Below are 25,578 nucleotides of genomic sequence, written 5' to 3' on the forward strand. Positions count from 1 at the left end.
GTGAATATTACGAAAGCGTTATGGCTCCGGCGGCGCAAACCAGGCGGATTTAAAATCAAACCAGCCGAGGGTATTCATCCGCAGGCCGCGCATGCTGCGTTGCCCCTGGATCAGCAGCCAGTGGTGAATCAGCGGTACGATCGTCTGCCCGGTCAGTAATTCCTGACACCAGGCGGCCAGATCCATTTCTCCCGCGCGCCACCGCGCGGCGTCCTGCTGCCAGTCCCGGTTGATACAGTGCTGAATCAGGGGCACTTCGTACAGGTGAGAAAAGAGCGAGAAATCAAGCGGCAGCGTAAAGTTTGCGCTGTTGAGCCAGATATCGCTGATGACGTCTCCGCGATGCCATTCATCATAATCGACTTCCTGTATCGCCAGCGTCACGCCTTCGGCTGCCAGCAGCGTGCTCATGATCCTCGCCAGAAAACGATGCTCAATGTGATCGCGATAGTAGCTGAGGGTGATGGTCTCCAGTCCGGCAGGCTTTTCACTGCGGACGGGCTGCGCATGGTGCCAGCGTGGGAGCAGGCCATAGGCCGGGAACCACCAGGTCTGGTATTGCTCCTCTGCGTGATAAATCAGGTTAGCGGGCGCCAGAATATGGCTTATCCACCTGCGGACGTCGTGGTTTGCCCCGCGATGGCTGCGGCTATCAAAGAGCAGGTAGTAGCAGCCCTCCTCCAGGCGGCTTTCGAACGCCTTTTCACCGGCTGTTGGCCCTTCCAGGGTCAGGCCTGCGCTCAGCTCTTCGTTGAGATCCGGTAACACCCAGACGTTCACTTCGTCGATCAACGCCCTATAGCCAAAGTAATCATCAAAGGCGCGGATCTTCAGCTGATTACTGTTATTTCGTGTAACGGAGTAGGGGCCCGTACCAATCGGCTGGCTGGAAAAATTGTTCAGGGAGCGCCACTCGGCAGGCAGGATCATTGATGGCACGTAGCCCAGAAGCCACGGAAGCCATTTGTCCGGCTGCGAAAGCTCAATATCCAGCGTCCAGGCCGTTGGAGAGTGGATCCGTGCGATATGCGAATAGAGCGGCAGCGTGCGGGCGCGCTCTAAAGAGACGATAACGTCGCGCATCTCCAGCTCGCGTCCATGGTGGAAATGAATGCCGGGGCGTAGAAAGAAGCGCCAGTGCAGCGGAGACACCTGTTGCCAGTGATGGGCAATATCCGCTTCCAGTTCCCCGTTTTCCTCATTTATCCGCGTCAGGCCGCTGAAAATCTGCCGGGCCATGTGGGTTTCAGAGCGACGTAACGCCGTACCGGGCAACAGATTTTTCATTGGGCGGTAGTAAAGCACCCGCAGAATGTGGCGTCCCTGACGAAAGCTGCGTCCCAGATGCGAGACCAGCATCTGGCGCACGGCGGCTTTGTCGCCCACCAGCTGGACCAGCTGATCGATGCGGTCCTGCTCCAGCAGATCCTCCGCCCGCTGTTGCTGTAGCGCCAGGCCGGTATAAAGGAAAGTCAGGCGCGAACGCTTGCCGCGTCCGGCTTCGGCCTCCCAGTTTAACCAGCCCTGCTGCTGCATGGTATTAAGGAGCGTGCGCATATGACGCCGGGAGCAGTTGAGGAGCTCAGCCAGCTCGTTCAGCGTGGTCTCCTGCGATTGCCCCTCGCAGCACTGCCAGAGGCGGATAAATTGTTGTTGCAGACGACCGGAAGGCATAAAAGGGGAACTCCTGACAAAAAATCAGCAATTTATTAATCCCTATATTAAGCCAATAATCCTTATCGATGAAGCGAGGAGGTAAATTATGAAGAGGTCTACCGCACGTCAGTTTTATCAGCACTATTTTTCAGCGACAAAGGGAGTGTCCTGGCTGGCCCGCCAGTGCGCAGAGCAGCGGCTGAGAATACTGGAAGATCTGATGCAGTGGGACGTTACGAAATCGACCTCTTCTCGCTAACTCGCCTCGATCATGTGTGACTGAGTATTGGTGCTAATCACCCGCCAGCAAAATGTTTTTTGCTGGCTTTTTTCGTTTACTATTTCACCCAATTTCGATTCGCTTTCATAAGGACTTGCGCATGCTCTGGTTGATGACGATGGGGCGACGCCTGAATGGCGTGTACGCCGCTTTTATGCTGGTGGCCTTCATGATGGGCGTGGCCGGCGCGCTACAGGCGCCGACGTTGAGCCTGTTTCTCAGCCGCGAGGTGGGGGCGCAGCCGTTTTGGGTGGGTCTGTTCTACACCGTCAACGCCATTGCCGGGATCCTCGTCAGCCTGTGGCTGGCGAAACGATCCGACAGCCAGGGCGATCGCCGTAAGCTGATCCTCTTTTGTTGCGCCATGGCCGTGGGCAACGCGCTGCTGTTTGCCTTCAACCGCCATTACCTGACGCTCATTACCTGCGGCGTGCTGCTGGCCTCTCTGGCGAACACCGCCATGCCGCAACTGTTCGCCCTGGCCCGGGAGTACGCCGACAGCTCGGCGAGGGAAGTGGTGATGTTCAGCTCGGTGATGCGTGCGCAGCTCTCTCTCGCGTGGGTCATCGGTCCGCCGCTGGCGTTTATGCTGGCGCTGAACTACGGCTTCACCACCATGTTTTCCATCGCGGCGGGGATTTTTGTCATCAGCCTGGCGCTGATAGCCTTTGCGCTGCCATCGGTGGCGCGCGTAGAGCAGGTGACGGACAAGCCCATCACGCAGGTGAGCGGCTGGCAGGATAAAAACGTCCGCATGTTGTTTATCGCCTCCACGCTGATGTGGACATGCAACACCATGTACATTATTGATATGCCGCTGTGGATCAGCAGCGATCTGGGACTGCCCGACAAGCTGGCGGGTATTCTGATGGGCACCGCTGCCGGGCTGGAGATCCCGGCGATGATTCTGGCGGGTTACTACGTCAAACGTTTCGGAAAGCGTCGGATGATGGTCGTCGCCGTGGCGGCCGGGGTACTGTTCTACGCGGGGCTGATCCTGTTCCATTCGCGTGAAGCCTTGCTGGCGTTGCAGCTGTTTAACGCGGTGTTTATCGGAATCGTTGCCGGGATAGGCATGCTCTGGTTCCAGGATTTAATGCCGGGGCGCGCAGGCTCCGCGACCACGCTGTTTACCAACAGTATCTCTACCGGCGTGATTCTGGCAGGGGTAATTCAGGGGGCGCTGTCGCAAAGCTATGGGCATCCATCCGTGTACTGGGTGATCGCAGCGATTTCGCTCGTCACGCTGATGCTGACGTGCCGGGTAAAAGATGTTTGATTCTGGAAGGCGGCTTCACGAAATGAAACGATTTTCTGACAGGCGCCGAGAAGGCGCATAGAGTGCGTGGCGGGTGCTTGAGGCTGTTTGCCTCAGGCTTTCGCAAGAGGCAAACAGTGGAGAGTCCCACATCAAAAAACTGATGGGGAGACAAACTTCACAACGATCATTGCGAGGTTAGTCTCTTCATTGCCAAAAAGCAATAAGGAGGCTGGAATGCCAAAACGTACTCTGCTGTTAGGTTTGTTTCTGATCTGTACGACGCTGTTGATCTTCACCTGGATGGTGCGCGACTCGCTGTGTGAGCTGCACTTCAGACAGGAGAAAACAGAGCTGGCGGCAGTGTTGGCTTACGAAGCAAAACGTTAGCAGTATTGGCGGGGAGTTTTCCCCGCCTCTCCAGAGTGGTTGAGCCTCAACGCACCCTTATCAATGGCCCGCGCCCTGCGGGCCATTGCCTTTAGCCCATAAACGCAGGCTGTTTTTTCTCGTAGGCGGAGATGGCCTCTTCGTGCTGGAGCGTCAGGCCAATGCTGTCCAGACCGTTCAGCATGCAATGGCGGCGGAACGCATCAATGCTGAAGCTGTAGGTCTTATCCCCGGCTTTGACCACTTCCGCTTCCAGATCCACCTCAAACGAAATCCCGGGATTCGCCTGCACCAGCGCAAACAGTTCATCGACCTGTTCGTCACTCAGCGTCACCGGCAGTAGCTGGTTGTTGAAGCTGTTGCCGTAGAAGATATCCGCGAAGCTCGGGGCGATAACCACCTTAAAGCCGTAGTCGGTTAATGCCCAGGGCGCATGTTCACGCGACGATCCGCAGCCAAAGTTTTCCCGCGCCAGCAAAATGGAGGCGCCTTTGTATTCCGGAAAGTTCAGGACGAATTCCGGGTTCGGCACTTCGCCTTTATCGTCGAGGAAACGCCAGTCGTTGAACAGATGCGCACCAAAACCCGTGCGCGTCACTTTCTGTAAAAACTGCTTAGGAATGATCGCGTCGGTATCGACGTTAGCGGCGTCCAGAGGGACAACCCGGCCCGTATGTTGGGTAAATTTCTCTGCCATGATTGTCTCCTTATTTCAGGCTGCGAATATCGGCGAAATGACCGGTGACTGCCGCAGCGGCGGCCATTGCCGGGCTGACCAGGTGGGTGCGCCCACCGCGGCCCTGACGGCCTTCGAAGTTACGGTTGCTGGTGGAAGCACAGCGCTCGCCCGGATTCAGGCGGTCATTGTTCATCGCCAGACACATGGAGCAACCCGGCAGGCGCCACTCGAAGCCTGCTTCGATAAAGATCTTATCCAGACCCTCGGCTTCCGCCTGGGCTTTCACCGGACCGGAGCCTGGCACAACCAGCGCCTGCACGCCCGGCGCCACTTTGCGGCCTTTAGCGATTTCTGCCGCAGCGCGTAAATCTTCAATACGGGAGTTGGTACAGGAGCCAATGAATACTTTATCAATGCTCACGTCGGTCAGCGGTACGCCGGGTTTCAGCCCCATGTAAGCCAGCGCTTTTTCCGCACTGGCACGTTCGACCGGATCGGCAAAGGAGGCCGGGTCAGGAATGCTGTCGTTGACGGAAATCACCTGGCCCGGGTTGGTGCCCCAGGTGACCTGCGGGGCGATCTCTTCCGCCTGTAACGTCACAACGGTATCAAAAATTGCCCCCTCGTCCGTTTTCAGGGTTTTCCAGTACGCTACCGCGTCGTCAAAATCCTGTCCTTTCGGGGCATGCAGACGCCCCTTCACATAATTGAAGGTGGTTTCGTCTGGGGCCACCAGGCCTGCTTTGGCGCCCATCTCAATGGCCATGTTGCACAGGGTCATACGACCTTCCATGCTCAGCGCCTGGATAGCGTCGCCGCAGAATTCCACGACGTGACCGGTGCCGCCTGCGCTGCCGGTTTTGCCGATAATCGCCAACACGATATCTTTCGCGGTGATACCCGGCGCAGCTTTACCCTTCACTTCAATCTTCATGGTTTTGGCGCGGCCCTGCTTCAGGGTCTGCGTCGCCAGAACGTGTTCAACTTCAGAGGTCCCAATCCCGAACGCCAGGGCGCCAAATGCGCCGTGCGTCGCGGTGTGGGAGTCACCGCAGACGATGGTCATGCCCGGCAGAGTAATCCCCTGCTCAGGCCCCATTACGTGGACGATGCCCTGATAGGGGTGGTTCAGATCGTACAGCTCCACGCCAAACTCGTTACAGTTCTTAATCAGCTCCTGCATCTGGATACGCGCCATCTCGCCAGATGCATTGATGTCTTTGGTCTGGGTGGAAACGTTGTGATCCATCGTGGCAAAGGTTTTACCCGGCTGACGCACCGGGCGCTTATGCGCGCGCAGGCCGTCAAATGCCTGAGGAGAGGTCACTTCGTGTACCAGATGACGGTCGATGTACAACAGTGGGGTTTCGTTTGGTGCTTCGTAAACAACGTGCGCATCAAACAACTTCTCATATAACGTCTTAGCCATGATTACACCCCTTCAGCGACATAGCGGGCAATGATGTCGCCCATTTCATCGGTACTGACTGCCGCCGTGCCGCGTGCTAAATCACCGGTACGGACGCCTTCTTCTAACGCCCGGTTAATGGCGTTTTCAATTGCGGTTGCTGCATCGCCTGCATCCAGGCTGTAGCGCAGCAGCAGAGCCAGGGAGAGGATCTGCGCAATCGGGTTGGCGATGTTTTTACCTGCGATATCCGGCGCGGAGCCGCCCGCCGGTTCGTACAGGCCAAAGCCTTCTTCGTTCAGGCTGGCCGAGGGCAGCATGCCCATGGAGCCGGTGATCATGGCGCACTCATCCGAGAGAATATCGCCGAACAGGTTGGAGCACAGCAGCACGTCAAACTGGGACGGATCTTTGATCAGCTGCATCGTTGCGTTGTCGATATACATATGCGACAGCGCAACGTCCGGGTACTGCCTGGCAACTTCACTGACGATTTCGCGCCACAAAATAGACGACTGGAGCACGTTCGCTTTATCAATAGAGGTTACTTTACGGCGGCGTTTGCGCGCTGACTCAAACGCGATATGCGCGATACGTTCAATTTCAAAACGGTGATAGACCTCGGTATCAAACGCTTTCTCATGCTGACCGCTGCCTTCGCGGCCTTTTGGCTGCCCGAAGTAGATCCCGCCGGTCAGCTCACGCACGCAGAGAATGTCGAAACCGTTGGCGGCGATATCGGCGCGCAGCGGGCAGAACTCTTCCAGCCCCGGGTACAGCTTCGCCGGACGCAGGTTGCTGAACAGTTTGAAGTGTTTACGCAGCGGCAGCAGCGCGCCGCGCTCTGGCTGCTCTGCTGGAGGCAGGTGTTCCCACTTAGGGCCACCCACTGAGCCAAACAGAACGGCATCGGCATTCTCGCAGCCTTCTACAGTCCCTTTCGGCAGGGGAGTACCGTGGTTATCAATGGCAATACCGCCCACGTCGTAGTGGCTGGTGGTAATTTTCATCGCAAAACGCGAACGAACGGCTTCCAGTACTTTCAGCGCCTGTGTCATCACTTCCGGGCCAATACCGTCACCCGGCAACACAGCAATATGGTAATTCTTCGACATCACACGGTTTCCTTGTTGTTCTCTTTATTCTGAGCTTTGCGTTGCAACTCTTTTTCGACTTCGGCTGCGCGCCAGATGTTGTTCAGGACATGCACCATCGCTTTCGCGGAGGATTCGACGATATCTGTCGCCAGACCCACACCGTGGAAGCGGCGACCGTTATAGTTGACGACGATATCAACCTGGCCCAGGGCGTCTTTACCGTGCCCTTTTGCCGTCAGGTCGTATTTCACCAGCTCTACGTCGTACTCAGTGACGCGGTTAATCGCCTGGTAAATGGCATCCACAGGGCCGTTACCGTTGGCGGCTTCCGCTTTAATTTCATCGCCGCAGGCCAGCTTGACGGAGGCGGTAGCGATATCACTTGAGCCTGACTGAACGGTGAAGTAGTCCAGACGGAAGTGTTCTGGCTCTTCCTGCTGTTTGTTGATAAATGCCAGCGCTTCCAGGTCGTAATCGAAGACCTGGCCTTTCTTGTCAGCCAGCTTCAGGAATGCGTCGTACAGCTGATCCATGTTGTAATCGCTGTCCTGATACCCCATCTCTTCCATACGGTGTTTCACCGCCGCGCGGCCAGAGCGTGAGGTCAGGTTCAGCTGAACCTGGTTCAGACCGATGGATTCCGGAGTCATGATTTCGTAGTTTTCACGGTTCTTCAGCACGCCATCCTGGTGAATACCGGAGGAGTGAGCGAACGCGCCAGTCCCAACAATCGCCTTGTTCGCCGGGATCGGCATATTGCAAATCTGGCTCACGGTCTGGCTGGTGCGCCAGATTTCGTTGTGATTGATGCGAGTGTGTACGTTCATAATGTCTTTGCGCACCTTGATCGCCATGATCACTTCTTCCAGCGAGCAGTTGCCGGCGCGTTCACCAATGCCGTTCATTGCCCCTTCTACCTGACGCGCGCCGGCGTGGACGGCGGCGATGGCATTGCCTACAGCCAGGCCCAAATCGTCATGGGTATGCACGGAGATGATGGCTTTATCAATATTTGGCACGCGATCGTACAGGCCGGTGATGATGTTGGAGAACTCAAACGGCATGGTGTAGCCGACGGTATCCGGGATGTTGATGGTTCTGGCTCCGGCATTAATCGCGGCTTCCACTACACGGGCCAAATCGTCAATCGGCGTGCGGCCTGCATCTTCACAGGAGAATTCGACGTCATCAGTGTAGTTACGCGCGCGTTTAACCATATACACCGCACGTTCGATCACTTCATCCAGCGTGCTGCGCAACTTGGTTGCAATGTGCATGGGGGAGGTGGCAATGAATGTATGGATACGGAAGGCTTCTGCAACTTTCAGGGATTCCGCGGCCACATCAATATCTTTCTCAACGCAGCGAGCCAGACCGCACACGCGGCTGTTTTTGATGGTGCGGGCGATGGTCTGTACTGACTCGAAATCACCCGGCGAGGAGACGGGAAAGCCGACTTCCATTACGTCTACACCCATGCGTTCGAGGGCCAGCGCAATTTGCAGTTTTTCTTTAACACTCAGGCTCGCCTGTAATGCCTGTTCACCGTCACGTAAAGTAGTATCGAAAATAACGACTTGCTGGCTCATGGGTTAGGTCCTTGTCAGTCTTAGGGCGCCTTGCTACGAGCATAAAAAAACCCGCGCAGTGGCGCGGGTTTTTAGTTTTACTGAAGACGATTCAACGCTGAATTTCGCCCGCCAGTCTACCGCGCACAGTGGATGCGTTTAGTAGTAGTAGACCGGTGAAACGAAGGGTGCGAATCATGAATCGTGCTCCAGATGAATGCGATATGCTTTTAGTGGTACTGGATACGCCGACTCATGTCAACCCCTCTCAGGCAAAACGGCCACTCAGCGCAGGATAAACACATTAGCTAATTGTGCTGGTTTTTACGCTGTTAACCGATTTAATTGTCTATTATTGGACTTGAGATTCATCTCTGGAATAATTTGAATATAATTGGTAGCAATTGAACACAGTATTTTTACCGATGTGCTGTGAAATGGAATGTGTTTTATTTCATTGAGTTATAAGTTCTATGAATGAATCATGGACGGGATAGTTATCAATATTGATATCATTTTGTTAATGAAATCGTGGTGTATGCCCTTCATAGTTTAATAATACTTAAGTTATTATTAACTAAGGCGGTGATTGTGTATTTGCCAGCTTTATGGTTTCATGCCTGCATTAAAGTTTTAGATATCATTTGAACGATTTTTAGCTCTTCATTCAGGGGATGCTTAATGCCATCTCTTGAATGAGGATTCTTTATATATTCTGAATTTTAAATAATTTCCTTTCGCTTGTTGTATATGCATGGTAAATCATATTTTTCGAAGTTATTACTGTACTTTGGCAAAGGGAATTTAGCGTGACAGTGGAGTCAGAAATGCCAGAAAATAATATTAACCAACCACAGCCTTATGATGGGGTTAAGCCTCAGTTACGCACAGTGGATCTCAACCTGTTAACTGTATTTGATGCAGTTATGCAGGAGCAGAATATTACGCGAGCAGCGCAATCTCTGGGAATGTCTCAACCTGCCGTGAGTAATGCCGTAGCCAGACTTAAGGTGATGTTTAACGACGAGTTATTCGTCCGGTATGGAAGAGGTATCCAGCCCACGGCGCGTGCATTCCAGCTATTCGGTTCGATTCGTCAGGCGCTACAGCTGGTTCAAAATGAGCTTCCCGGCTCAGGGTTTGAACCTTTAAGCAGTGAGCGGGTTTTCCATCTCTGTGTTTGCAGTCCGTTAGACAATTATTTGACGTCTGTTATATATAATAAAGTTGAACAGATTGCTCCTAATATTCATCTCGTTTTTAAATCATCTTTAAATCAAAACACTGAGCACCAGCTTCGTTATCAGGAAACGGAGTTCGTTCTGGGCTACGAAGAGTTTCGCCGTCCAGAGTTTGCCTGTGTTCCGTTGTTTAAAGATGAAATGGTGTTAGTCGCCAGCAAAAAACATCCACGCATGAATTCGCCGCTGCGTGAAAGCGATGTTTACAGCGAGCAGCATGCCGTTGTTGCTCTGGACAGATATGCTTCGTTCAGTCAGCCGTGGTATGACACTGCCGATAAACAAGCCAGCGTGGCCTATCAGGGGATGGCGATGGTCAGCGTTTTAAATGTCGTTTCTCAGACGCAGCTAGTCGCTATTGCACCGCGCTGGCTTGCTGAAGAGTTCTCCGATTCGCTGAGCCTGCAAATTTTACCTCTGCCGCTCAAGCTGAATAGCCGTACCTGTTATCTTTCCTGGCATGAAGCGGCGGGGCGGGATAAAGGGCACCAGTGGATGGAAGAGTTGCTGATCAATATTTGTCGTCGATAAGTCAGGGTGAATAAACCGCATGGTGCCATGCGGTTTATTCTGTGATTTTTTATGAAGACAATATTTTATTCTGTGCGCATTTTTTCAGACGCTCAGGGAGGCTTAAAAATAGATGATTTCCTGATCCATCCTCTTTTTAAGAGATGAATTATTAGCGTCTCCCCTCATACCAGACGAATTCACCATATTCGTGTCTGACAGCTATTTTTTCTGCTTTTATTGCCCATTCCCGCATTCCGTTTGCTAATTGCCTGCCTCATAACGAGCGGTTAAGGTATCCATCACTCTGCACATTATAAGATGGGTTTACCCTGTCAGAAGACGGCGCGGAAATGAATTCTGTTGACCGTCTATAACAAAAGCCTGGAGGCAAAGCATGGAGATGTTGTCTGGCGCGGAAATGGTCGTCCGATCGCTTATCGATCAGGGCGTGAAACAAGTGTTTGGCTATCCCGGAGGCGCGGTTCTCGATATTTATGACGCGCTGCACACGGTAGGCGGTATTGATCATGTTCTGGTTCGTCATGAACAGGCTGCTGTGCATATGGCTGACGGCCTGGCCCGCGCCACGGGAGAAGTGGGTGTAGTGCTGGTCACTTCGGGGCCGGGAGCGACCAATGCCATCACCGGCATTGCGACTGCGTATATGGACTCTATTCCACTGGTCATTCTCTCCGGACAGGTGGCGACGTCACTGATTGGCTATGATGCGTTTCAGGAATGCGACATGGTGGGGATCTCACGCCCCGTGGTGAAGCACAGCTTTCTGGTTAAGCAAACGGAAGATATCCCGGGCGTGCTGAAAAAAGCCTTCTGGCTGGCCGCCAGCGGTCGTCCTGGGCCAGTGGTTGTCGATCTGCCAAAAGATATTCTCAATCCCGCGAATAAACTGCCTTACCTGTGGCCTGAGTCGGTGAGCATGCGTTCGTATAATCCGACGACGCAAGGGCACAAAGGCCAGATTAAGCGTGCGCTGCAAACGCTGCTGGCTGCGAAAAAGCCCGTAGTCTATGTGGGGGGCGGCGCCGTCAATGCAGCCTGTGAAACGCAACTACGCGAACTGATTGAGAAGCTGAACCTTCCTGTCGCGTCATCGCTGATGGGGCTGGGGGCATTCCCGGCTACCCACCGTCAGGCGCTGGGCATGCTGGGTATGCATGGCACCTATGAAGCCAATATGACGATGCACCATTCTGATGTGATTTTTGCCGTCGGCGTACGTTTTGACGATCGCACCACCAATAACCTGGCGAAATACTGTCCGAATGCGACGGTGCTACACATTGATATCGATCCTACTTCTATCTCTAAAACGGTGCCGGCGGATGTGCCCATCGTGGGGGACGCACGACAGGTGCTGGATCAAATGTTGGAACTGCTGGCGCAGGAGACCGCCTCTCAACCGCTGGATGAGATCCGTGACTGGTGGCAACAAATCGAACAATGGCGTGGCCGTCAGTGCCTTAAATACGACACGCAGAGTGAAAACATCAAGCCGCAGGCGGTGATCGAGACGATCTGGCATCTGACCAAAGGCGAGGCGTATGTCACTTCTGACGTAGGCCAGCATCAGATGTTCGCTGCGTTGTATTACCCGTTTGATAAACCGCGTCGCTGGATCAACTCAGGCGGGCTTGGCACGATGGGCTTTGGTCTGCCCGCCGCGCTGGGGGTGAAGCTGGCGTTGCCGAACGAAACGGTTATCTGCGTAACGGGTGATGGCAGTATACAGATGAATATTCAGGAGCTTTCTACTGCGCTGCAATATGAGTTGCCAGTGCTGGTGCTTAACCTGAATAACGGTTACCTCGGTATGGTGAAGCAGTGGCAGGATATGATTTATTCCGGCCGTCACTCTCAGTCTTATATGAAGTCACTTCCGGACTTTGTCCGTCTGGCTGAAGCCTATGGTCATATTGGCATGCGGGTAACCGATCCGTCAGAGCTGGAAGCGAAGCTCGGCGAAGCGCTTGAGCACGTTAAAAACAATCGCCTCGTCTTCATGGACGTCATCGTCGACGGCACAGAGCACGTTTATCCGATGCATATCCGTGGCGGTGGTATGGATGAAATGTGGTTAAGCAAAACGGAGAGAACCTGATATGCGCCGGATATTATCTGTATTACTGGAAAATGAGTCGGGCGCACTGTCACGCGTCATTGGGCTTTTTGCGCAGCGCGGATACAACATTGAAAGCCTGACCGTTGCGCCGACCGATGATCCAACGCTCTCCCGCATGACGATCCAGACTGTCGGCGATGCGAAAGTGCTTGAGCAGATCGAAAAGCAATTGCACAAGCTGGTGGACGTGTTGCGCGTCAGCGAGCTGGGGCAGGGGGCTTACGTCGAACGTGAAGTGATGCTGGTGAAAATTCAGGCCAGCGGTTATGGCCGTGAAGAGGTCAAGCGTAACACGGATATTTTCCGTGGGCAGATCATTGACGTCACGCCTTCTATATATACTGTGCAGCTTGCCGGAACGAGCGATAAGCTGGATGCGTTCCTGGCCTCCGTCAGGGATGTGGCAAAAATTGTTGAAGTTGCGCGCTCTGGCGTTGTTGGCCTCTCGCGCGGCGATAAAATCATGCGTTAGTTGCGCAAAAGGTTCGCCTCTTTCAGCCCGGTAGCCAAAGCCGGGCTTTTTTTTGCGTAATCCGCCGACAACGCGGACAAAAGCGGTTGCCGTGAAAGCTATTCTGCGTTTAGATGTTAAAATATTTAACCATAACCTTGACAGGGCCATGGACTTTTTTCTTTTTTTGAGGGGCAATTGTGAAACTGGATGAAATCGCCCGGCTCGCCGGCGTGTCGAGAACCACGGCCAGCTATGTGATTAACGGTAAAGCAAAGCAGTATCGTGTCAGCGATAAGACCGTTGAGAAAGTGATGGCAGTCGTTCGTGAGCATAATTACCATCCGAATGCTGTCGCCGCAGGTTTACGTGCCGGACGCACCCGCTCGATTGGCCTGGTGATCCCGGATCTGGAAAACACCAGCTATACCCGCATCGCCAACTATCTTGAACGTCAGGCTCGTCAGCGGGGCTATCAGCTGTTGATTGCCTGCTCCGAGGATCAGCCCGACAACGAGATGCGCTGCATTGAGCATCTGCTGCAACGTCAGGTTGACGCCATCATCGTGTCGACCTCTTTACCACCCGAGCATCCTTTCTATCAGCGCTGGGCGAACGATCCATTCCCGATTGTGGCGCTGGATCGTGCTTTGGATCGTGAACATTTCACCAGCGTCGTAGGTGCCGATCAGGACGATGCAGAAATGCTGGCTGCCGAGCTGCGTACCTTCCCGGCGGAAACGGTGCTCTATCTTGGCGCTTTGCCTGAACTATCCGTGAGCTTCCTGCGTGAACAAGGGTTCCGTACGGCGTGGAAAGACGATCCGCGTGACGTTCATTATCTGTATGCCAACAGCTATGAGCGCGAAGCGGCTGCTCAGCTGTTCGAGAAATGGCTGGAAACGCACCCGATGCCGCAGGCGTTGTTTACCACCTCGTTTGCCCTGTTGCAGGGGGTGATGGACGTGACGTTACGTCGCGATGGCAAGCTGCCATCCGATCTGGCGATTGCGACCTTCGGCGATAACGAACTGCTCGACTTCCTGCAATGTCCGGTGCTGGCCGTGGCTCAGCGTCACCGCGACGTCGCCGAGCGCGTGCTTGAGATTGTTCTGGCAAGCCTGGATGAACCTCGCAAACCGAAACCCGGGCTTACGCGTATCAAACGTAATCTCTATCGGCGCGGGATTTTGAGCCGCCATTAATATTTCCACAGGGGCGGTAAAACTGCCCCTTTTGCGGCGCATTTATTGCGGGAAATAATTCCCGGATAAAAATTAGGATTTATCTCTAAGATTCGTAGCCGGCTATTTTTCTGAATCCGTTTTGGCGTTAAAAAGCGCAATTATAATTTTTAACGGGCATTCTTTTGTATTGTTTTGTTACAAACAGCCGCCAGCCGATGAATATTCAGCCATTTTTTACTCTCCCCTTCAACCCTCAATGTACACGAACGAATCCATATTGCCTTGCGCTTAATCTGATGCTGTTATCCCCCGGCGATATGCCTTAAAATGCTGCCCGCGTCGCAAACTGACACTTTATATTTCCCTGCGATGATATTGAGTGAGTCTTAACGCTCGTGTGCATATTCGGTTTTTTTCTTACAAATATTCATAACGTTAATTTTGCCTCGCCAGTTGTGTAGTTATTAGCCAGGTCACTCTTGCTCTGTAAATACGGTGCTTTCGCGCCGGTATAGAGAGAGTCCTGGCTTGACAAGCTTTTCCCTCGCTCCGTAAACTCCTTCAGGTGGGAATTTGTGGGTTAAAGTGGTGAGGAGGGGTGAGGCTGGCATGTTCCGTGGAGCAACGTTAGTCAATCTCGACAGCAAAGGGCGTTTATCGGTACCAACCCGATACCGCGACCAGCTGATTGAGAACGCTTCGGGTCAACTGGTTTGCACCATTGACATCAACTCCCCCTGCCTGCTGCTTTACCCTTTGCCTGAATGGGAAATCATTGAGCAAAAGCTGTCGCGACTGTCGAGCATGAACCCGCAAGAACGCCGCGTGCAGCGGTTGTTATTGGGACATGCCAGTGAATGTCAGATGGATAGCGCCGGGCGATTATTGATTGCGCCTGTGTTGCGGCAACATGCCGGTCTGACTAAAGAAGTGATGCTGGTCGGGCAGTTCAACAAGTTTGAACTGTGGGACGAAACGACCTGGTATCAACAGGTCAAGGAAGATATCGACGCTGAGCAGTCTGATTCCGCAACATTATCGGAACGGCTGCGGGACTTGTCTCTATAAATATGATGGAAAATTATAAACATACAACGGTGCTGCTGGATGAGGCCGTTAACGGCCTGAATATTCGTCCAGACGGCATCTATATTGATGGCACTTTTGGTCGCGGTGGTCACTCGCGTTTGATCCTCTCCCAGCTTGGAGCGGAAGGACGCCTGCTGGCAATTGACCGCGATCCGCAGGCGATTGCCGTTGCGCAAACCATCGATGATCCTCGCTTTTCCATCGTGCATGGACCTTTCTCTGCGCTTGCGGATTATGTCGCTGAGCGCGGCCTGACCGGCAAGATCGACGGGATTCTCCTCGATCTTGGCGTCTCTTCACCACAGCTTGATGATGCAGAACGCGGCTTCTCCTTTATGCGTGATGGGCCGCTGGATATGCGTATGGACCCCACTCGCGGCCAGTCTGCCGCTGAATGGTTACAAACTGCTGACGAAGCGGATATTGCCTGGGTAATCAAAACCTTCGGTGAAGAACGCTTTGGCAAACGTATTGCGCGCGCCATCGTGGAGCGCAACCGCGTTGAGCCAATGACCCGTACCAAAGAGCTGGCAGAAGTCATCGCGGCGGCAACGCCGGTGAAGGACAAGCACAAACATCCTGCGACCCGTACCTTCCAGGCGGTTCGTATCTGGGTAAACAGTGAACTGGAGGAAATAGAGCTGGCGCTAAAAAGCTCGCTCGACGTGCTGGCCCCGGGTGGGCGGTTATCCATCATCAGCTTCCATTCGCTGGAAGATCGCATCGTAAAACGCTTTATGCGTGAACAGAGCCGCGGTCCGCAGGTTCCAGTTGGGTTGCCGATGACGGAAGAACAACTCAGAAAGCTGGGAGGCCGTCAGTTGCGAGCATTAGGCAAGTTGATGCCGGGCGAAGAAGAGGTGGCAGAGAATCCACGTGCCCGTAGTTCAGTGCTGCGTATTGCAGAGAGGACGAACGCATGATCAGCAGAGTGACAGAGACCCTAAGCAAAGTTAAGGGATCGTTAGGAAGCAACGAGCGCCATGCCTTGCCTGGCGTGATCGGCGACGATCTTTTGCGGTTTGGGAAGCTGCCACTCTGCTTGTTCATTTGCATCATTGTGACGGCAGTCATGGTGGTCACCACCGCTCACCATACCCGTTTATTAACTGCGCAGCGCGAACAGATGGTACTGGAACGCGATGCGCTGGATATTGAATGGCGAAATCTGATCCTTGAAGAAAACGCGCTCGGCGATCACAGCCGGGTTGAACGGATCGCAACGGAAAAACTGCAATTACAGCATGTTGATCCTTCGCAGGAAAATATCGTAGTACAAAAATAAGGGAAAACGCGACGCATGAAAGCAGCGGCAAAAACGCTAAAACCAAAACGCCAGGAAGAACAGGCCAACTTTGTCAGTTGGCGTTTTGCGTTGCTTTGCGGCTGCATTTTACTGGCGCTGGGTTTCCTGCTGGGACGCGTGGCGTGGCTACAAATCATCGCGCCTGACATGCTGGTACGTCAGGGTGATATGCGTTCTCTGCGCGTGCAGGAAGTTTCTACCTCTCGTGGGATGATCACCGATCGTTCCGGCCGTCCGCTGGCGGTGAGCGTGCCGGTGAAGGCGATCTGGGCCGATCCGAAAGAGTTACACGATGCAGGCGGGATCACCCTTGATAACCGCTGGAAGGCGCTGTCAGACGCGTTGAAAATGCCGCTGGATCAGCTGGCGTCGCGCGTTAACGCCAACCCGAAAGGGCGCTTTATCTATCTTGCCCGTCAGGTGAACCCTGACATGGCTGACTACATTAAGAAACTGAAGCTGCCGGGCATTCATCTGCGGGAAGAATCCCGCCGTTACTATCCTTCGGGCGAAGTCACCGCGCACCTGATTGGCTTTACCAACGTGGATAGCCAGGGGATTGAGGGCGTTGAAAAAAGCTTCGACAAGTGGCTTACCGGCCAGCCTGGCGAGCGAATCGTGCGTAAAGACCGCTATGGTCGCGTCATTGAAGACATTTCCTCGACAGACAGCCAGGCCGCGCACAACCTGGCCCTGAGTATTGATGAACGCTTGCAGGCGCTGGTCTATCGTGAGCTGAACAACGCCGTCGCGTTTAACAAGGCGGAATCGGGCAGCGCCGTGCTGGTGGATGTGGCGACAGGTGAAGTGCTGGCGATGGCCAGTAGCCCCTCATACAACCCGAATAATTTTGCCGGTACAGCAAAAGATGCAATGCGTAACCGCTCCATCACCGATGTGTTTGAACCCGGCTCAACCGTAAAACCTATGGTGGTGATGACGGCTCTACAGCGAGGCATCGTCAACGAAAATACCGTTCTGAATACGATTCCTTATCGAATTAACGGTCACGAAATCAAAGACGTGGCACGTTACAGCGAACTGACCCTGACCGGGGTCTTACAGAAGTCGAGTAACGTCGGTGTGTCAAAACTGGCGTTAGCGATGCCGTCCTCAGCGTTAGTAGATACTTACTCACGTTTTGGGCTGGGAAAGGCGACCAATTTGGGGTTGGTCGGAGAACGCAGTGGCTTATATCCTCAAAAACAACGGTGGTCTGACATAGAGAGGGCCACCTTCTCTTTCGGCTACGGGCTAATGGTAACTCCCTTACAGTTAGCGCGAGTCTACGCAACGATTGGCAGCTATGGCATTTATCGTCCGCTGTCGATCACCAAAGTTGATCCACCGGTTCCGGGGGAACGTGTTTTCCCGGAATCTATCGTTCGTACCGTCGTGCATATGATGGAAAGCGTCGCGTTACCTGGCGGTGGCGGCGTGAAGGCCGCAATTAAGGGCTATCGTATCGCCATTAAAACCGGTACAGCGAAAAAAGTGGGGCCGGACGGCCGCTATATCAACAAATACATTGCCTATACCGCAGGCGTAGCGCCTGCAAGCAATCCGCGTTTTGCGCTGGTGGTCGTCATCAACGATCCGCAGGCGGGTAAATACTACGGCGGCGCCGTCTCCGCGCCTGTGTTCGGGGCTATTATGGGCGGCGTGTTGCGCACCATGAACATTGAACCGGATGCGCTGGCGACGGGCGAAAAAAGTGAATTTGTAATTAATCAAGGCGAGGGAACAGGTGGCAGATCGTAATTTGCGCGACCTTCTTGCTCCGTGGGTGCCTATGCTACCTGCGCGAGCACTGCGAGAGATGGTACTGGACAGCCGCGTAGCGGCTTCTGGCGATCTTTTTGTGGCAGTGGTGGGTCATCAGGCGGACGGGCGTCGTTATATCCCGCAGGCGATTGCGCAAGGTGTTGCTGCCATTATTGCTGAGGCCAAAGATGAGGCAACAGACGGTGAGATCCGTGAAATGCACGGCGTGCCGGTCATCTATCTCAGCCAGCTGAATGAGCGTCTCTCCGCGCTGGCAGGACGTTTTTACAACGAACCTTCCGACCAGTTAAAGCTGGTTGGCGTGACAGGAACCAACGGAAAAACCACCACCACTCAGCTGATGGCGCAGTGGGCGCAGCTGCTGGGCGAAACCGGTGCCGTCATGGGCACGGTGGGGAACGGTCTTCTGGGCAAAGTAAGCCCGACGGAAAACACTACAGGCTCGGCGGTTGACGTGCAGCGTGTGCTGGCGGGCCTCGCTGAGCAGGGGGCGACCTTCGCTGCGATGGAAGTCTCTTCCCATGGTCTGGTACAACATCGCGTGGCGGCCCTGAAATTTGCTGCCTCTGTCTTTACTAACCTGAGCCGCGATCACCTTGATTATCATGGTGATATGGAGCACTACGAAGCGGCGAAATGGCTGCTTTATTCCACTCACCACCACGGGCAGGCGATCATTAACGCCGACGACGAAGTCGGTCGCCGCTGGCTGGAAAAACTGCCGGATGCGGTGGCGGTGTCGATGGAAGATCGCATTAATCCGAACTGCCGCGGCCGCTGGCTGAAGGCGGTCGAGGTGAACTACCACGATAGTGGGGCGACGATCCGCTTCGCTTCCACCTGGGGCGAAGGTGAAATTGAAAGCCGCCTGATGGGGGCCTTTAACGTCAGTAACCTGCTGCTGGCGCTGGCGACGCTGCTGGCGCTGGGCTACCCGATGGCGGATCTGCTGAAAACGTCTGAGCGTTTGCAACCGGTCTGTGGCCGCATGGAAGTGTTCAGCGCGCCGGGCAAGCCGACGGTGGTCGTGGATTACGCACACACGCCGGATGCGCTGGAAAAAGCGCTGGAAGCGGCGCGTCTGCACTGCGCAGGCAAGCTCTGGTGCGTGTTTGGCTGCGGTGGCGATCGCGACAAGGGCAAACGTCCGCTGATGGGCGCCATAGCTGAGCAGTTCGCGGATATTCCCGTGGTAACCGATGACAACCCGCGTACCGAAGAGCCGCGGGCCATTATCACTGACATTCTGGCGGGCATGCTGGATGCGGGTCGTGCGCGCGTGGTCGAAGGCCGTGCGGAGGCCGTGACTAACGCCATTATGCAGGCGCAGGAGAACGATGTGGTTCTGCTGGCCGGTAAAGGTCATGAAGATTATCAGATCGTCGGCAATCGTCGTCTGGATTACTCCGACCGCGTGACGGCAGCGCGTCTGCTGGGAGTGGTGGCATGATTAGCATTACGTTAAGCCAGGCCGCTGCGGTATTGCAGGGGATGCTGCATGGTCAGGATCTAACCATTGAGGCTGTGACCACCGACACCCGTAAGGTGACGGCGGGCTGCCTGTTTGTGGCGCTGAAGGGCGAGCGTTTTGACGCCCACGATTTTGCGCAACAGGCTAAAGATAACGGCGCGGGCGCGCTGCTGGTCAGCCGTAAGCTCGATATCGATTTGCCGCAGATTGTGGTGAAAGATACGCGCCTGGCGTTTGGCGAGCTGGCGGCATGGGTTCGCCAGCAGGTGCCAACACGCGTCGTGGCGCTGACGGGCTCGTCGGGTAAAACCTCCGTTAAAGAGATGACGGCGGCGATCCTTAGCCAGTGCGGTAACACGCTTTATACGGCGGGCAACCTTAATAATGACATCGGTGTACCGATGACGCTGCTGCGCCTGACCCACGAGCATGAATATGCGGTGATTGAGTTAGGGGCTAACCATCAGGGCGAAATCGCCTGGACCGTGAGCCTGACGCGTCCGGAAGCGGCGCTGGTGAATAACCTGGCGGCGGCACATCTTGAAGGTTTTGGTTCGCTGGCCGGTGTGGCGAAAGCGAAAGGTGAAATTTATACCGGACTGCCGGATGACGGCATCGCCATTATGAACGCCGATAACAACGACTGGCTGAACTGGCAGAGCATCATTGGTTCACGCAAAACCTGGCGCTTCTCACCGAATGCGGCAAACAGTGATTTTTCGGCGACCAACATTCATGTGACGTCACACGGCACCGAGTTCACCCTCACGACCCCAACGGGCGACATCGAGGTGCTGCTGCCCCTGCCCGGTCGTCATAACATCGCCAATGCGCTTGCTGCGGCAGCGCTCTCAATGGCGGTAGGTGCCTCACACGCGGCGATCAAAGCAGGTCTGGCAAATTTAAAAGCCGTGCCGGGGCGTCTTTTCCCGATCCAGCTGGCTGAAAACAAACTTCTGCTGGATGACTCCTACAACGCTAACGTCGGCTCCATGACGGCGGCCGTGCAGGTCTTGTCTGAGATGCCGGGCTATCGCGTGATGGTTGTGGGCGATATGGCCGAGCTGGGTGATGAAAGCGAAGCCTGCCATGTTCAGGTGGGTGAAGCGGCGAAAGCCGCCGGGCTTGACCGCGTATTGAGCGCAGGCACGCTGAGCAAGGCCATTTCCGATGCCAGTGAAGTTGGCGAACATTTTGCCGATAAATCTGCACTGATCGAACGCCTGAAGGCATTGATTACAGAAAAACAGATTGTGACTGTTTTAGTTAAAGGTTCACGTAGTGCCGCCATGGAAGAGGTTGTGCACGCATTACAGGAGAACGGGACATGTTAGTTTGGCTGGCCGAACATTTGGTCAAATATTACTCAGGCTTTAACGTCTTTTCCTATCTGACGTTTCGCGCCATCGTCAGCCTGCTGACTGCGCTGTTCATCTCGCTGTGGATGGGCCCGCGCATGATTGCCCGTCTGCAAAAACTCTCTTTCGGCCAGGTTGTACGCAACGATGGTCCGGAATCGCACTTCAGCAAGCGCGGTACGCCGACCATGGGCGGGATCATGATCCTGACCGCGATTGTGGTGTCCGTTCTGCTGTGGGCCTATCCGTCTAACCCCTACGTCTGGTGCGTGCTGACCGTCCTGGTTGGCTACGGGATCATCGGTTTTGTTGATGACTACCGCAAAGTCGTGCGCAAAGACACTAAAGGGTTGATCGCCCGTTGGAAGTATTTCTGGATGTCGGTGATTGCGCTGGGCGTGGCCTTCGCGCTTTACCTGGCAGGAAAAGACACCCCGGCCACCGAGCTGGTGGTGCCGTTCTTCAAAGATGTGATGCCGCAGCTGGGGCTGTTCTACATTTTGCTGGCTTACTTTGTGATCGTCGGCACCGGCAACGCCGTCAACCTGACCGATGGTCTGGACGGCCTGGCGATTATGCCAACCGTGTTTGTCGCGGGCGGTTTCGCGCTGGTGGCGTGGGCGACCGGTAACATGAACTTTGCAAACTACCTGCACATCCCGTACCTGCGACACGCGGGTGAGCTGGTGATCGTCTGTACGGCGATTGTCGGGGCGGGGCTGGGCTTCCTGTGGTTTAACACCTATCCGGCGCAGGTCTTTATGGGCGACGTCGGTTCACTGGCGCTGGGCGGTGCGCTGGGCATTATCGCCGTGCTGCTGCGTCAGGAGTTCCTGCTGGTAATCATGGGCGGCGTGTTTGTGGTTGAGACGCTGTCGGTGATTTTGCAGGTCGGTTCCTTCAAGCTGCGCGGTCAGCGCATCTTCCGTATGGCACCGATTCACCACCACTATGAACTGAAAGGCTGGCCGGAGCCGCGCGTCATTGTGCGCTTCTGGATTATTTCGCTGATGCTGGTGCTGATTGGCCTGGCAACGCTGAAGGTACGTTAATCATGGCAGATTACCAGGGCAAAAAAGTCGTTATCATCGGGTTAGGCCTCACCGGCCTCTCCTGCGTGGACTTTTTCCTTGCGCGTGGCGTGACGCCGCGCGTGATGGATACGCGCGTCTCTCCGTCGGGTCTGGACAAGCTGCCGGAGCAGGTTGAACGCCACCTGGGTGGTCTGAATGATGAGTGGCTGCTGGCCGCCGATCTGATTGTTGCCAGCCCCGGTATGGCGCTGGCGCATCCTTCCCTGAGCGCCGCCGCGGATGCAGGCGTTGAGATTGTCGGCGATATCGAACTGTTCTGCCGGGAGGCGCAGGCCCCGATCGTCGCCATTACCGGTTCAAACGGTAAAAGCACCGTCACCACGCTGGTGGGGGAAATGGCGAAGGCGGCGGGCAAAAATGTCGGCGTGGGCGGTAACATTGGTCTGCCCGCTCTGATGCTGCTTGATAAAGGGTGTGAGCTGTACGTCCTTGAGCTTTCCAGCTTCCAGCTGGAAACCACTTCAAGCCTGCAAGCGGCGGCGGCGACGATCCTAAACGTCACCGAAGATCATATGGACAGATACCCGTTCGGCTTGCAGCAGTACCGTGCGGCCAAACTGCGCGTTTATGAAAATGCCAAAGTTTGCGTAGTGAATGCCGATGATGCACTCACCATGCCGGTGCGCGGCGCAGACGAACGCTGCATTAGCTTCGGTATTAACATGGGTGACTATCACCTTAATCGTCAGCAGGGCGAAACCTGGCTACGCGTGAAAGGTGAGAAAGTGCTGAACGTGAAAGAAATGATGCTCTCCGGCCAGCATAACTATACTAATGCCCTGGCGGCGCTGGCGCTGGCGGATGCTGTTGGCCTGCCGCGATCTTCAAGCCTGAAGGCGCTGACCACCTTTACCGGCCTGGCGCACCGCTTCCAGCTGGCGCTGGAGCACAACGGCGTACGCTGGATTAACGATTCCAAAGCGACCAACGTGGGTAGCACCGAGGCGGCACTGAACGGTTTGCACGTTGATGGCACGCTATACCTGCTGCTGGGCGGCGACGGTAAATCGGCTGACTTCTCCTCGCTGAAGCAGTACCTCAACGGTGATAACGTGCGCCTGTATTGCTTTGGCCGCGATGGCAGCGAGCTGGCAGCGTTGCGTCCTGAAGTCGCCGAGCAAACCGAGACCATGGAGCAGGCGATGCGCCTCATCGCCCCACGCGTGAAGCCCGGCGATATGGTACTGCTCTCACCAGCCTGTGCCAGCCTCGATCAATTCAAGAGTTTCGAACAGCGGGGTGATGTCTTTACCCGCCTGGCGAAGGAGTTAGGCTGATGCGTTTATCTCTCCCTCGCCTGAAAATGCCGCGCCTGCCAGGATTTGGTATCCTGGTATGGCTGTTTACGGCGCTGAAAGGCTGGGTGATGGCTTCCCGGGATAAAGATTCCGACAGCCTGATCATGTACGACCGCACGCTGTTCTGGCTCACGCTGGGGCTGGCGGCGATCGGCTTTATTATGGTCACCTCGGCGTCAATGCCTGTCGGACAGCGTTTGGCAAACGACCCGTTCCTGTTTGCCAAGCGTGACGGGCTGTACATCATTCTCGCGTTCTGCCTGGCAATGATCACCTTACGCCTGCCGATGTCGTTCTGGCAGCGGCACAGTACAGCCATGCTCATCGCCTCAATCATCATGCTGTTGATCGTTCTGGTTGTCGGGAGCTCCGTTAACGGGGCATCACGCTGGATTGCCTTTGGGCCACTGCGTATTCAGCCCGCGGAGTTCACCAAACTTTCGTTGTTCTGCTACCTGGCTAACTACCTGGTGCGTAAAGTTGACGAAGTTCGTAACAACCTTCGTGGCTTCTTAAAACCGATGGGCGTGATTCTGGTCCTCGCGATCCTGCTGCTGGCGCAGCCCGACCTCGGTACGGTAGTCGTACTGTTTGTCACTACGCTGGCGATGCTGTTCCTGGCGGGCGCAAAACTGTGGCAGTTCATTGCCATCATCGGGATGGGGATTTCGGCGGTGGTGCTGCTGATCCTCGCCGAACCCTACCGTATCCGCCGTGTGACTTCGTTCTGGAACCCATGGGAAGATCCGTTCGGCAGCGGTTACCAGCTGACGCAGTCGCTGATGGCGTTTGGCCGCGGCGAAGTCTGGGGTCAAGGCCTGGGCAACTCGGTACAAAAACTGGAGTATTTACCGGAGGCGCACACCGACTTCATCTTCTCCATTATTGGGGAAGAACTGGGTTATATCGGTGTGGTATTGGCGCTATTAATGGTATTCTTCGTCGCTTTCCGCGCCATGTCGATTGGCCGGAAAGCGCTGGAGATCGATCACCGCTTCTCCGGTTTCCTGGCCTGCTCAATTGGTATCTGGTTTAGCTTCCAGGCGCTGGTAAACGTTGGGGCGGCAGCGGGTATGCTGCCGACCAAAGGTCTGACGTTGCCGTTGATCAGTTATGGTGGTTCGAGTCTGTTGATCATGTCGACGGCCATCATGTTTTTGTTACGCATAGATTATGAAACGCGTCTGGAGAAAGCTCAGGCGTTTACACGAGGTTCACGATGAATCAACCGAAGCGGTTAATGGTGATGGCAGGCGGTACCGGTGGACACGTGTTCCCGGGACTGGCGGTTGCGCACCATTTAATGGAACAGGGCTGGCAGGTACGCTGGCTGGGAACCGCAGACCGCATGGAAGCCGATCTGGTACCTAAACACGGTATCGAGATCGACTTTATTCGTATTTCTGGCCTTCGTGGCAAAGGGATCAAGGCGCAGCTGCTGGCGCCGGTGCGCATTTTCAATGCCTGGCGTCAGGCGCGCGCCATTATGAAGCGTTTTAAGCCTGACGTCGTTCTGGGCATGGGCGGTTACGTTTCCGGTCCGGGCGGACTGGCGGCGTGGTCACTGGGCATCCCCGTTGTTCTGCATGAGCAGAACGGTATTGCCGGGTTGACCAACAAATGGCTGGCAAAAATCGCCACCAAAGTTATGCAGGCCTTCCCCGGGGCATTCCCGAAAGCGGATGTCGTAGGGAATCCGGTACGTGTGGACGTGCTGGCGCTGCCGCTGCCAGATACGCGTCTGGCGGGTCGCGAAGGGCCGGTGCGCGTGCTGGTCGTCGGCGGTTCCCAGGGCGCACGTATTTTAAACCAGACGATGCCGCAGGTTGCGGCAAAACTGGGTGATGCGGTGACCATCTGGCACCAGAGCGGGAAGGGCGCTCAGCAGACCGTTGAGCAGGCCTACGTGCAGGAAGGTCAGCCGCAGCATAAAGTGACTGAATTTATTGATGATATGGCCGCAGCCTATGCCTGGGCCGATGTTGTGGTCTGTCGCTCGGGCGCGCTGACGGTGAGCGAAATCGCCGCCGCCGGTTTACCGGCGCTGTTTGTGCCGTTCCAGCACAAAGACCGACAGCAGTACTGGAATGCGCTGCCGCTTGAGAAAGCGGGCGCAGCGAAGATTTTTGAGCAGCCACAATTTACCGCTGATGCAGTCGCCACTACCCTGGCGGGCTGGAACCGGGATGTATTACTGGAGATGGCGCAACGCGCACGCGCGACCGCTATCCCGGATGCAACGGAACGGGTGGCAAAAGAAGTGAGCCTGGCAGCCCAGGCATAATTCTCGCAGTGCGTGTTGCGCTGCA

The 25,578-nt window shown here is 55.1% G+C and carries 23 protein-coding genes; 17 read left to right on the plus strand and 6 right to left on the minus strand.

Annotated features, from left to right (window positions below):
* Positions 1 to 18 precede the first annotated feature (18 nt).
* A complete protein-coding gene (gene sgrR, locus ACOTX5_RS11990) occupies positions 19 to 1,674 on the minus strand; it encodes an HTH-type transcriptional regulator SgrR (RefSeq protein ID WP_032647229.1) in 1,656 nt (551 codons plus the stop codon).
* Positions 1,675 to 1,762: 88 nt separating this feature from the next.
* On the opposite strand from sgrR, the gene sgrT reads away from it, so the two are divergent.
* The 3 genes from sgrT (at position 1,763) to ACOTX5_RS12005 (ending at position 3,584) form a co-directional block, all read left to right on the plus strand.
* Positions 1,763 to 1,915, plus strand: coding sequence for a glucose uptake inhibitor SgrT (gene sgrT / locus ACOTX5_RS11995; protein ID WP_023303076.1), 153 nt, complete (start codon positions 1,763 to 1,765; stop codon positions 1,913 to 1,915).
* A 121-nt stretch (positions 1,916 to 2,036) separates the two neighbouring features.
* The gene (locus ACOTX5_RS12000; RefSeq protein WP_045911007.1) at positions 2,037 to 3,215 is read left to right on the plus strand and encodes a sugar efflux transporter; all 1,179 of its coding nucleotides are present in this window, start codon (positions 2,037 to 2,039) and stop codon (positions 3,213 to 3,215) included.
* A gap of 216 nt (positions 3,216 to 3,431) precedes the next feature.
* The gene (locus ACOTX5_RS12005) at positions 3,432 to 3,584 is read left to right on the plus strand and encodes a Hok/Gef family protein (protein WP_010427008.1); all 153 of its coding nucleotides are present in this window, start codon (positions 3,432 to 3,434) and stop codon (positions 3,582 to 3,584) included.
* Between the two features lie 91 nt (positions 3,585 to 3,675).
* Here the strand turns inward: ACOTX5_RS12005 and leuD are convergent, their stop codons facing one another.
* From leuD to leuL, 5 genes are all read right to left on the minus strand, one after another.
* Positions 3,676 to 4,281, minus strand: a complete 606-nt coding sequence (leuD, locus tag ACOTX5_RS12010; protein ID WP_045141617.1) for a 3-isopropylmalate dehydratase small subunit — start codon at positions 4,279 to 4,281, stop codon at positions 3,676 to 3,678.
* A 10-nt stretch (positions 4,282 to 4,291) separates the two neighbouring features.
* A complete protein-coding gene (leuC, locus tag ACOTX5_RS12015; protein ID WP_017383791.1) occupies positions 4,292 to 5,692 on the minus strand; it encodes a 3-isopropylmalate dehydratase large subunit in 1,401 nt (466 codons plus the stop codon).
* Positions 5,693 to 5,694: 2 nt separating this feature from the next.
* Positions 5,695 to 6,786: a 3-isopropylmalate dehydrogenase gene (gene leuB, locus ACOTX5_RS12020; protein WP_045350079.1), complete on the minus strand. Its 1,092-nt coding sequence runs from the start codon at positions 6,784 to 6,786 to the stop codon at positions 5,695 to 5,697.
* Positions 6,786 to 8,357 (minus strand): 2-isopropylmalate synthase, encoded by a 1,572-nt coding sequence (leuA, locus tag ACOTX5_RS12025; RefSeq protein ID WP_017383789.1) that lies wholly within the window; start codon positions 8,355 to 8,357, stop codon positions 6,786 to 6,788. Before leuA ends, leuB begins: the two co-directional genes overlap by 1 nt.
* Positions 8,358 to 8,448: 91 nt before the next feature.
* Positions 8,449 to 8,535, minus strand: a complete 87-nt coding sequence (gene leuL / locus ACOTX5_RS12030) for a leu operon leader peptide (RefSeq protein WP_057979999.1) — start codon at positions 8,533 to 8,535, stop codon at positions 8,449 to 8,451.
* A 628-nt stretch (positions 8,536 to 9,163) separates the two neighbouring features.
* On the opposite strand from leuL, the gene leuO reads away from it, so the two are divergent.
* From leuO to murG, 14 genes are all read left to right on the plus strand, one after another.
* The gene (leuO, locus tag ACOTX5_RS12035; RefSeq protein WP_017383788.1) at positions 9,164 to 10,108 is read left to right on the plus strand and encodes a transcriptional regulator LeuO; all 945 of its coding nucleotides are present in this window, start codon (positions 9,164 to 9,166) and stop codon (positions 10,106 to 10,108) included.
* 376 nt (positions 10,109 to 10,484) lie between these two features.
* Entirely contained in the window at positions 10,485 to 12,209 is a 1,725-nt protein-coding gene (gene ilvI, locus ACOTX5_RS12040; RefSeq protein ID WP_015572665.1) for an acetolactate synthase 3 large subunit, read from the plus strand.
* Between the two features lies 1 nt (position 12,210).
* Positions 12,211 to 12,702 carry an acetolactate synthase small subunit gene (gene ilvN, locus ACOTX5_RS12045; RefSeq protein WP_003856371.1) on the plus strand — a complete coding sequence of 164 codons (492 nt, stop codon included), beginning with the start codon at positions 12,211 to 12,213 and terminating at the stop codon, positions 12,700 to 12,702.
* A 179-nt stretch (positions 12,703 to 12,881) separates the two neighbouring features.
* Positions 12,882 to 13,886 carry a catabolite repressor/activator gene (cra, locus tag ACOTX5_RS12050; RefSeq protein ID WP_003856369.1) on the plus strand — a complete coding sequence of 335 codons (1,005 nt, stop codon included), beginning with the start codon at positions 12,882 to 12,884 and terminating at the stop codon, positions 13,884 to 13,886.
* A gap of 591 nt (positions 13,887 to 14,477) precedes the next feature.
* Complete coding sequence (gene mraZ, locus ACOTX5_RS12055) at positions 14,478 to 14,936, plus strand: division/cell wall cluster transcriptional repressor MraZ (RefSeq protein ID WP_006810119.1); 459 nt, start codon at positions 14,478 to 14,480, stop codon at positions 14,934 to 14,936.
* 2 nt (positions 14,937 to 14,938) lie between these two features.
* Positions 14,939 to 15,880, plus strand: a complete 942-nt coding sequence (gene rsmH / locus ACOTX5_RS12060) for a 16S rRNA (cytosine(1402)-N(4))-methyltransferase RsmH (RefSeq protein ID WP_045911008.1) — start codon at positions 14,939 to 14,941, stop codon at positions 15,878 to 15,880.
* Positions 15,877 to 16,242, plus strand: a complete 366-nt coding sequence (gene ftsL, locus ACOTX5_RS12065; RefSeq protein WP_003856363.1) for a cell division protein FtsL — start codon at positions 15,877 to 15,879, stop codon at positions 16,240 to 16,242. Before rsmH ends, ftsL begins: the two co-directional genes overlap by 4 nt.
* A gap of 15 nt (positions 16,243 to 16,257) precedes the next feature.
* Positions 16,258 to 18,024, plus strand: a complete 1,767-nt coding sequence (gene ftsI, locus ACOTX5_RS12070) for a peptidoglycan glycosyltransferase FtsI (protein WP_003856361.1) — start codon at positions 16,258 to 16,260, stop codon at positions 18,022 to 18,024.
* Positions 18,011 to 19,498, plus strand: coding sequence for a UDP-N-acetylmuramoyl-L-alanyl-D-glutamate--2,6-diaminopimelate ligase (murE, locus tag ACOTX5_RS12075; RefSeq protein WP_045911009.1), 1,488 nt, complete (start codon positions 18,011 to 18,013; stop codon positions 19,496 to 19,498). Before ftsI ends, murE begins: the two co-directional genes overlap by 14 nt.
* Positions 19,495 to 20,853 carry a UDP-N-acetylmuramoyl-tripeptide--D-alanyl-D-alanine ligase gene (gene murF / locus ACOTX5_RS12080; protein WP_023303078.1) on the plus strand — a complete coding sequence of 453 codons (1,359 nt, stop codon included), beginning with the start codon at positions 19,495 to 19,497 and terminating at the stop codon, positions 20,851 to 20,853. Before murE ends, murF begins: the two co-directional genes overlap by 4 nt.
* Positions 20,847 to 21,929, plus strand: a complete 1,083-nt coding sequence (gene mraY / locus ACOTX5_RS12085; protein WP_003856353.1) for a phospho-N-acetylmuramoyl-pentapeptide-transferase — start codon at positions 20,847 to 20,849, stop codon at positions 21,927 to 21,929. Before murF ends, mraY begins: the two co-directional genes overlap by 7 nt.
* 2 nt (positions 21,930 to 21,931) lie before the next feature.
* The gene (murD, locus tag ACOTX5_RS12090; protein WP_045911010.1) at positions 21,932 to 23,248 is read left to right on the plus strand and encodes a UDP-N-acetylmuramoyl-L-alanine--D-glutamate ligase; all 1,317 of its coding nucleotides are present in this window, start codon (positions 21,932 to 21,934) and stop codon (positions 23,246 to 23,248) included.
* Positions 23,248 to 24,492, plus strand: a complete 1,245-nt coding sequence (gene ftsW / locus ACOTX5_RS12095; protein WP_006810115.1) for a cell division protein FtsW — start codon at positions 23,248 to 23,250, stop codon at positions 24,490 to 24,492. The genes murD and ftsW overlap by 1 nt, the downstream gene beginning before the upstream one ends.
* Positions 24,489 to 25,553: an undecaprenyldiphospho-muramoylpentapeptide beta-N-acetylglucosaminyltransferase gene (gene murG / locus ACOTX5_RS12100; RefSeq protein WP_017383783.1), complete on the plus strand. Its 1,065-nt coding sequence runs from the start codon at positions 24,489 to 24,491 to the stop codon at positions 25,551 to 25,553. Before ftsW ends, murG begins: the two co-directional genes overlap by 4 nt.
* Positions 25,554 to 25,578 lie beyond the last annotated feature (25 nt).

This window comes from Enterobacter cloacae complex sp. IR5441 (assembly GCF_049238215.1).
In the GTDB taxonomy this organism is placed as follows: domain Bacteria; phylum Pseudomonadota; class Gammaproteobacteria; order Enterobacterales; family Enterobacteriaceae; genus Enterobacter; species Enterobacter hormaechei_C.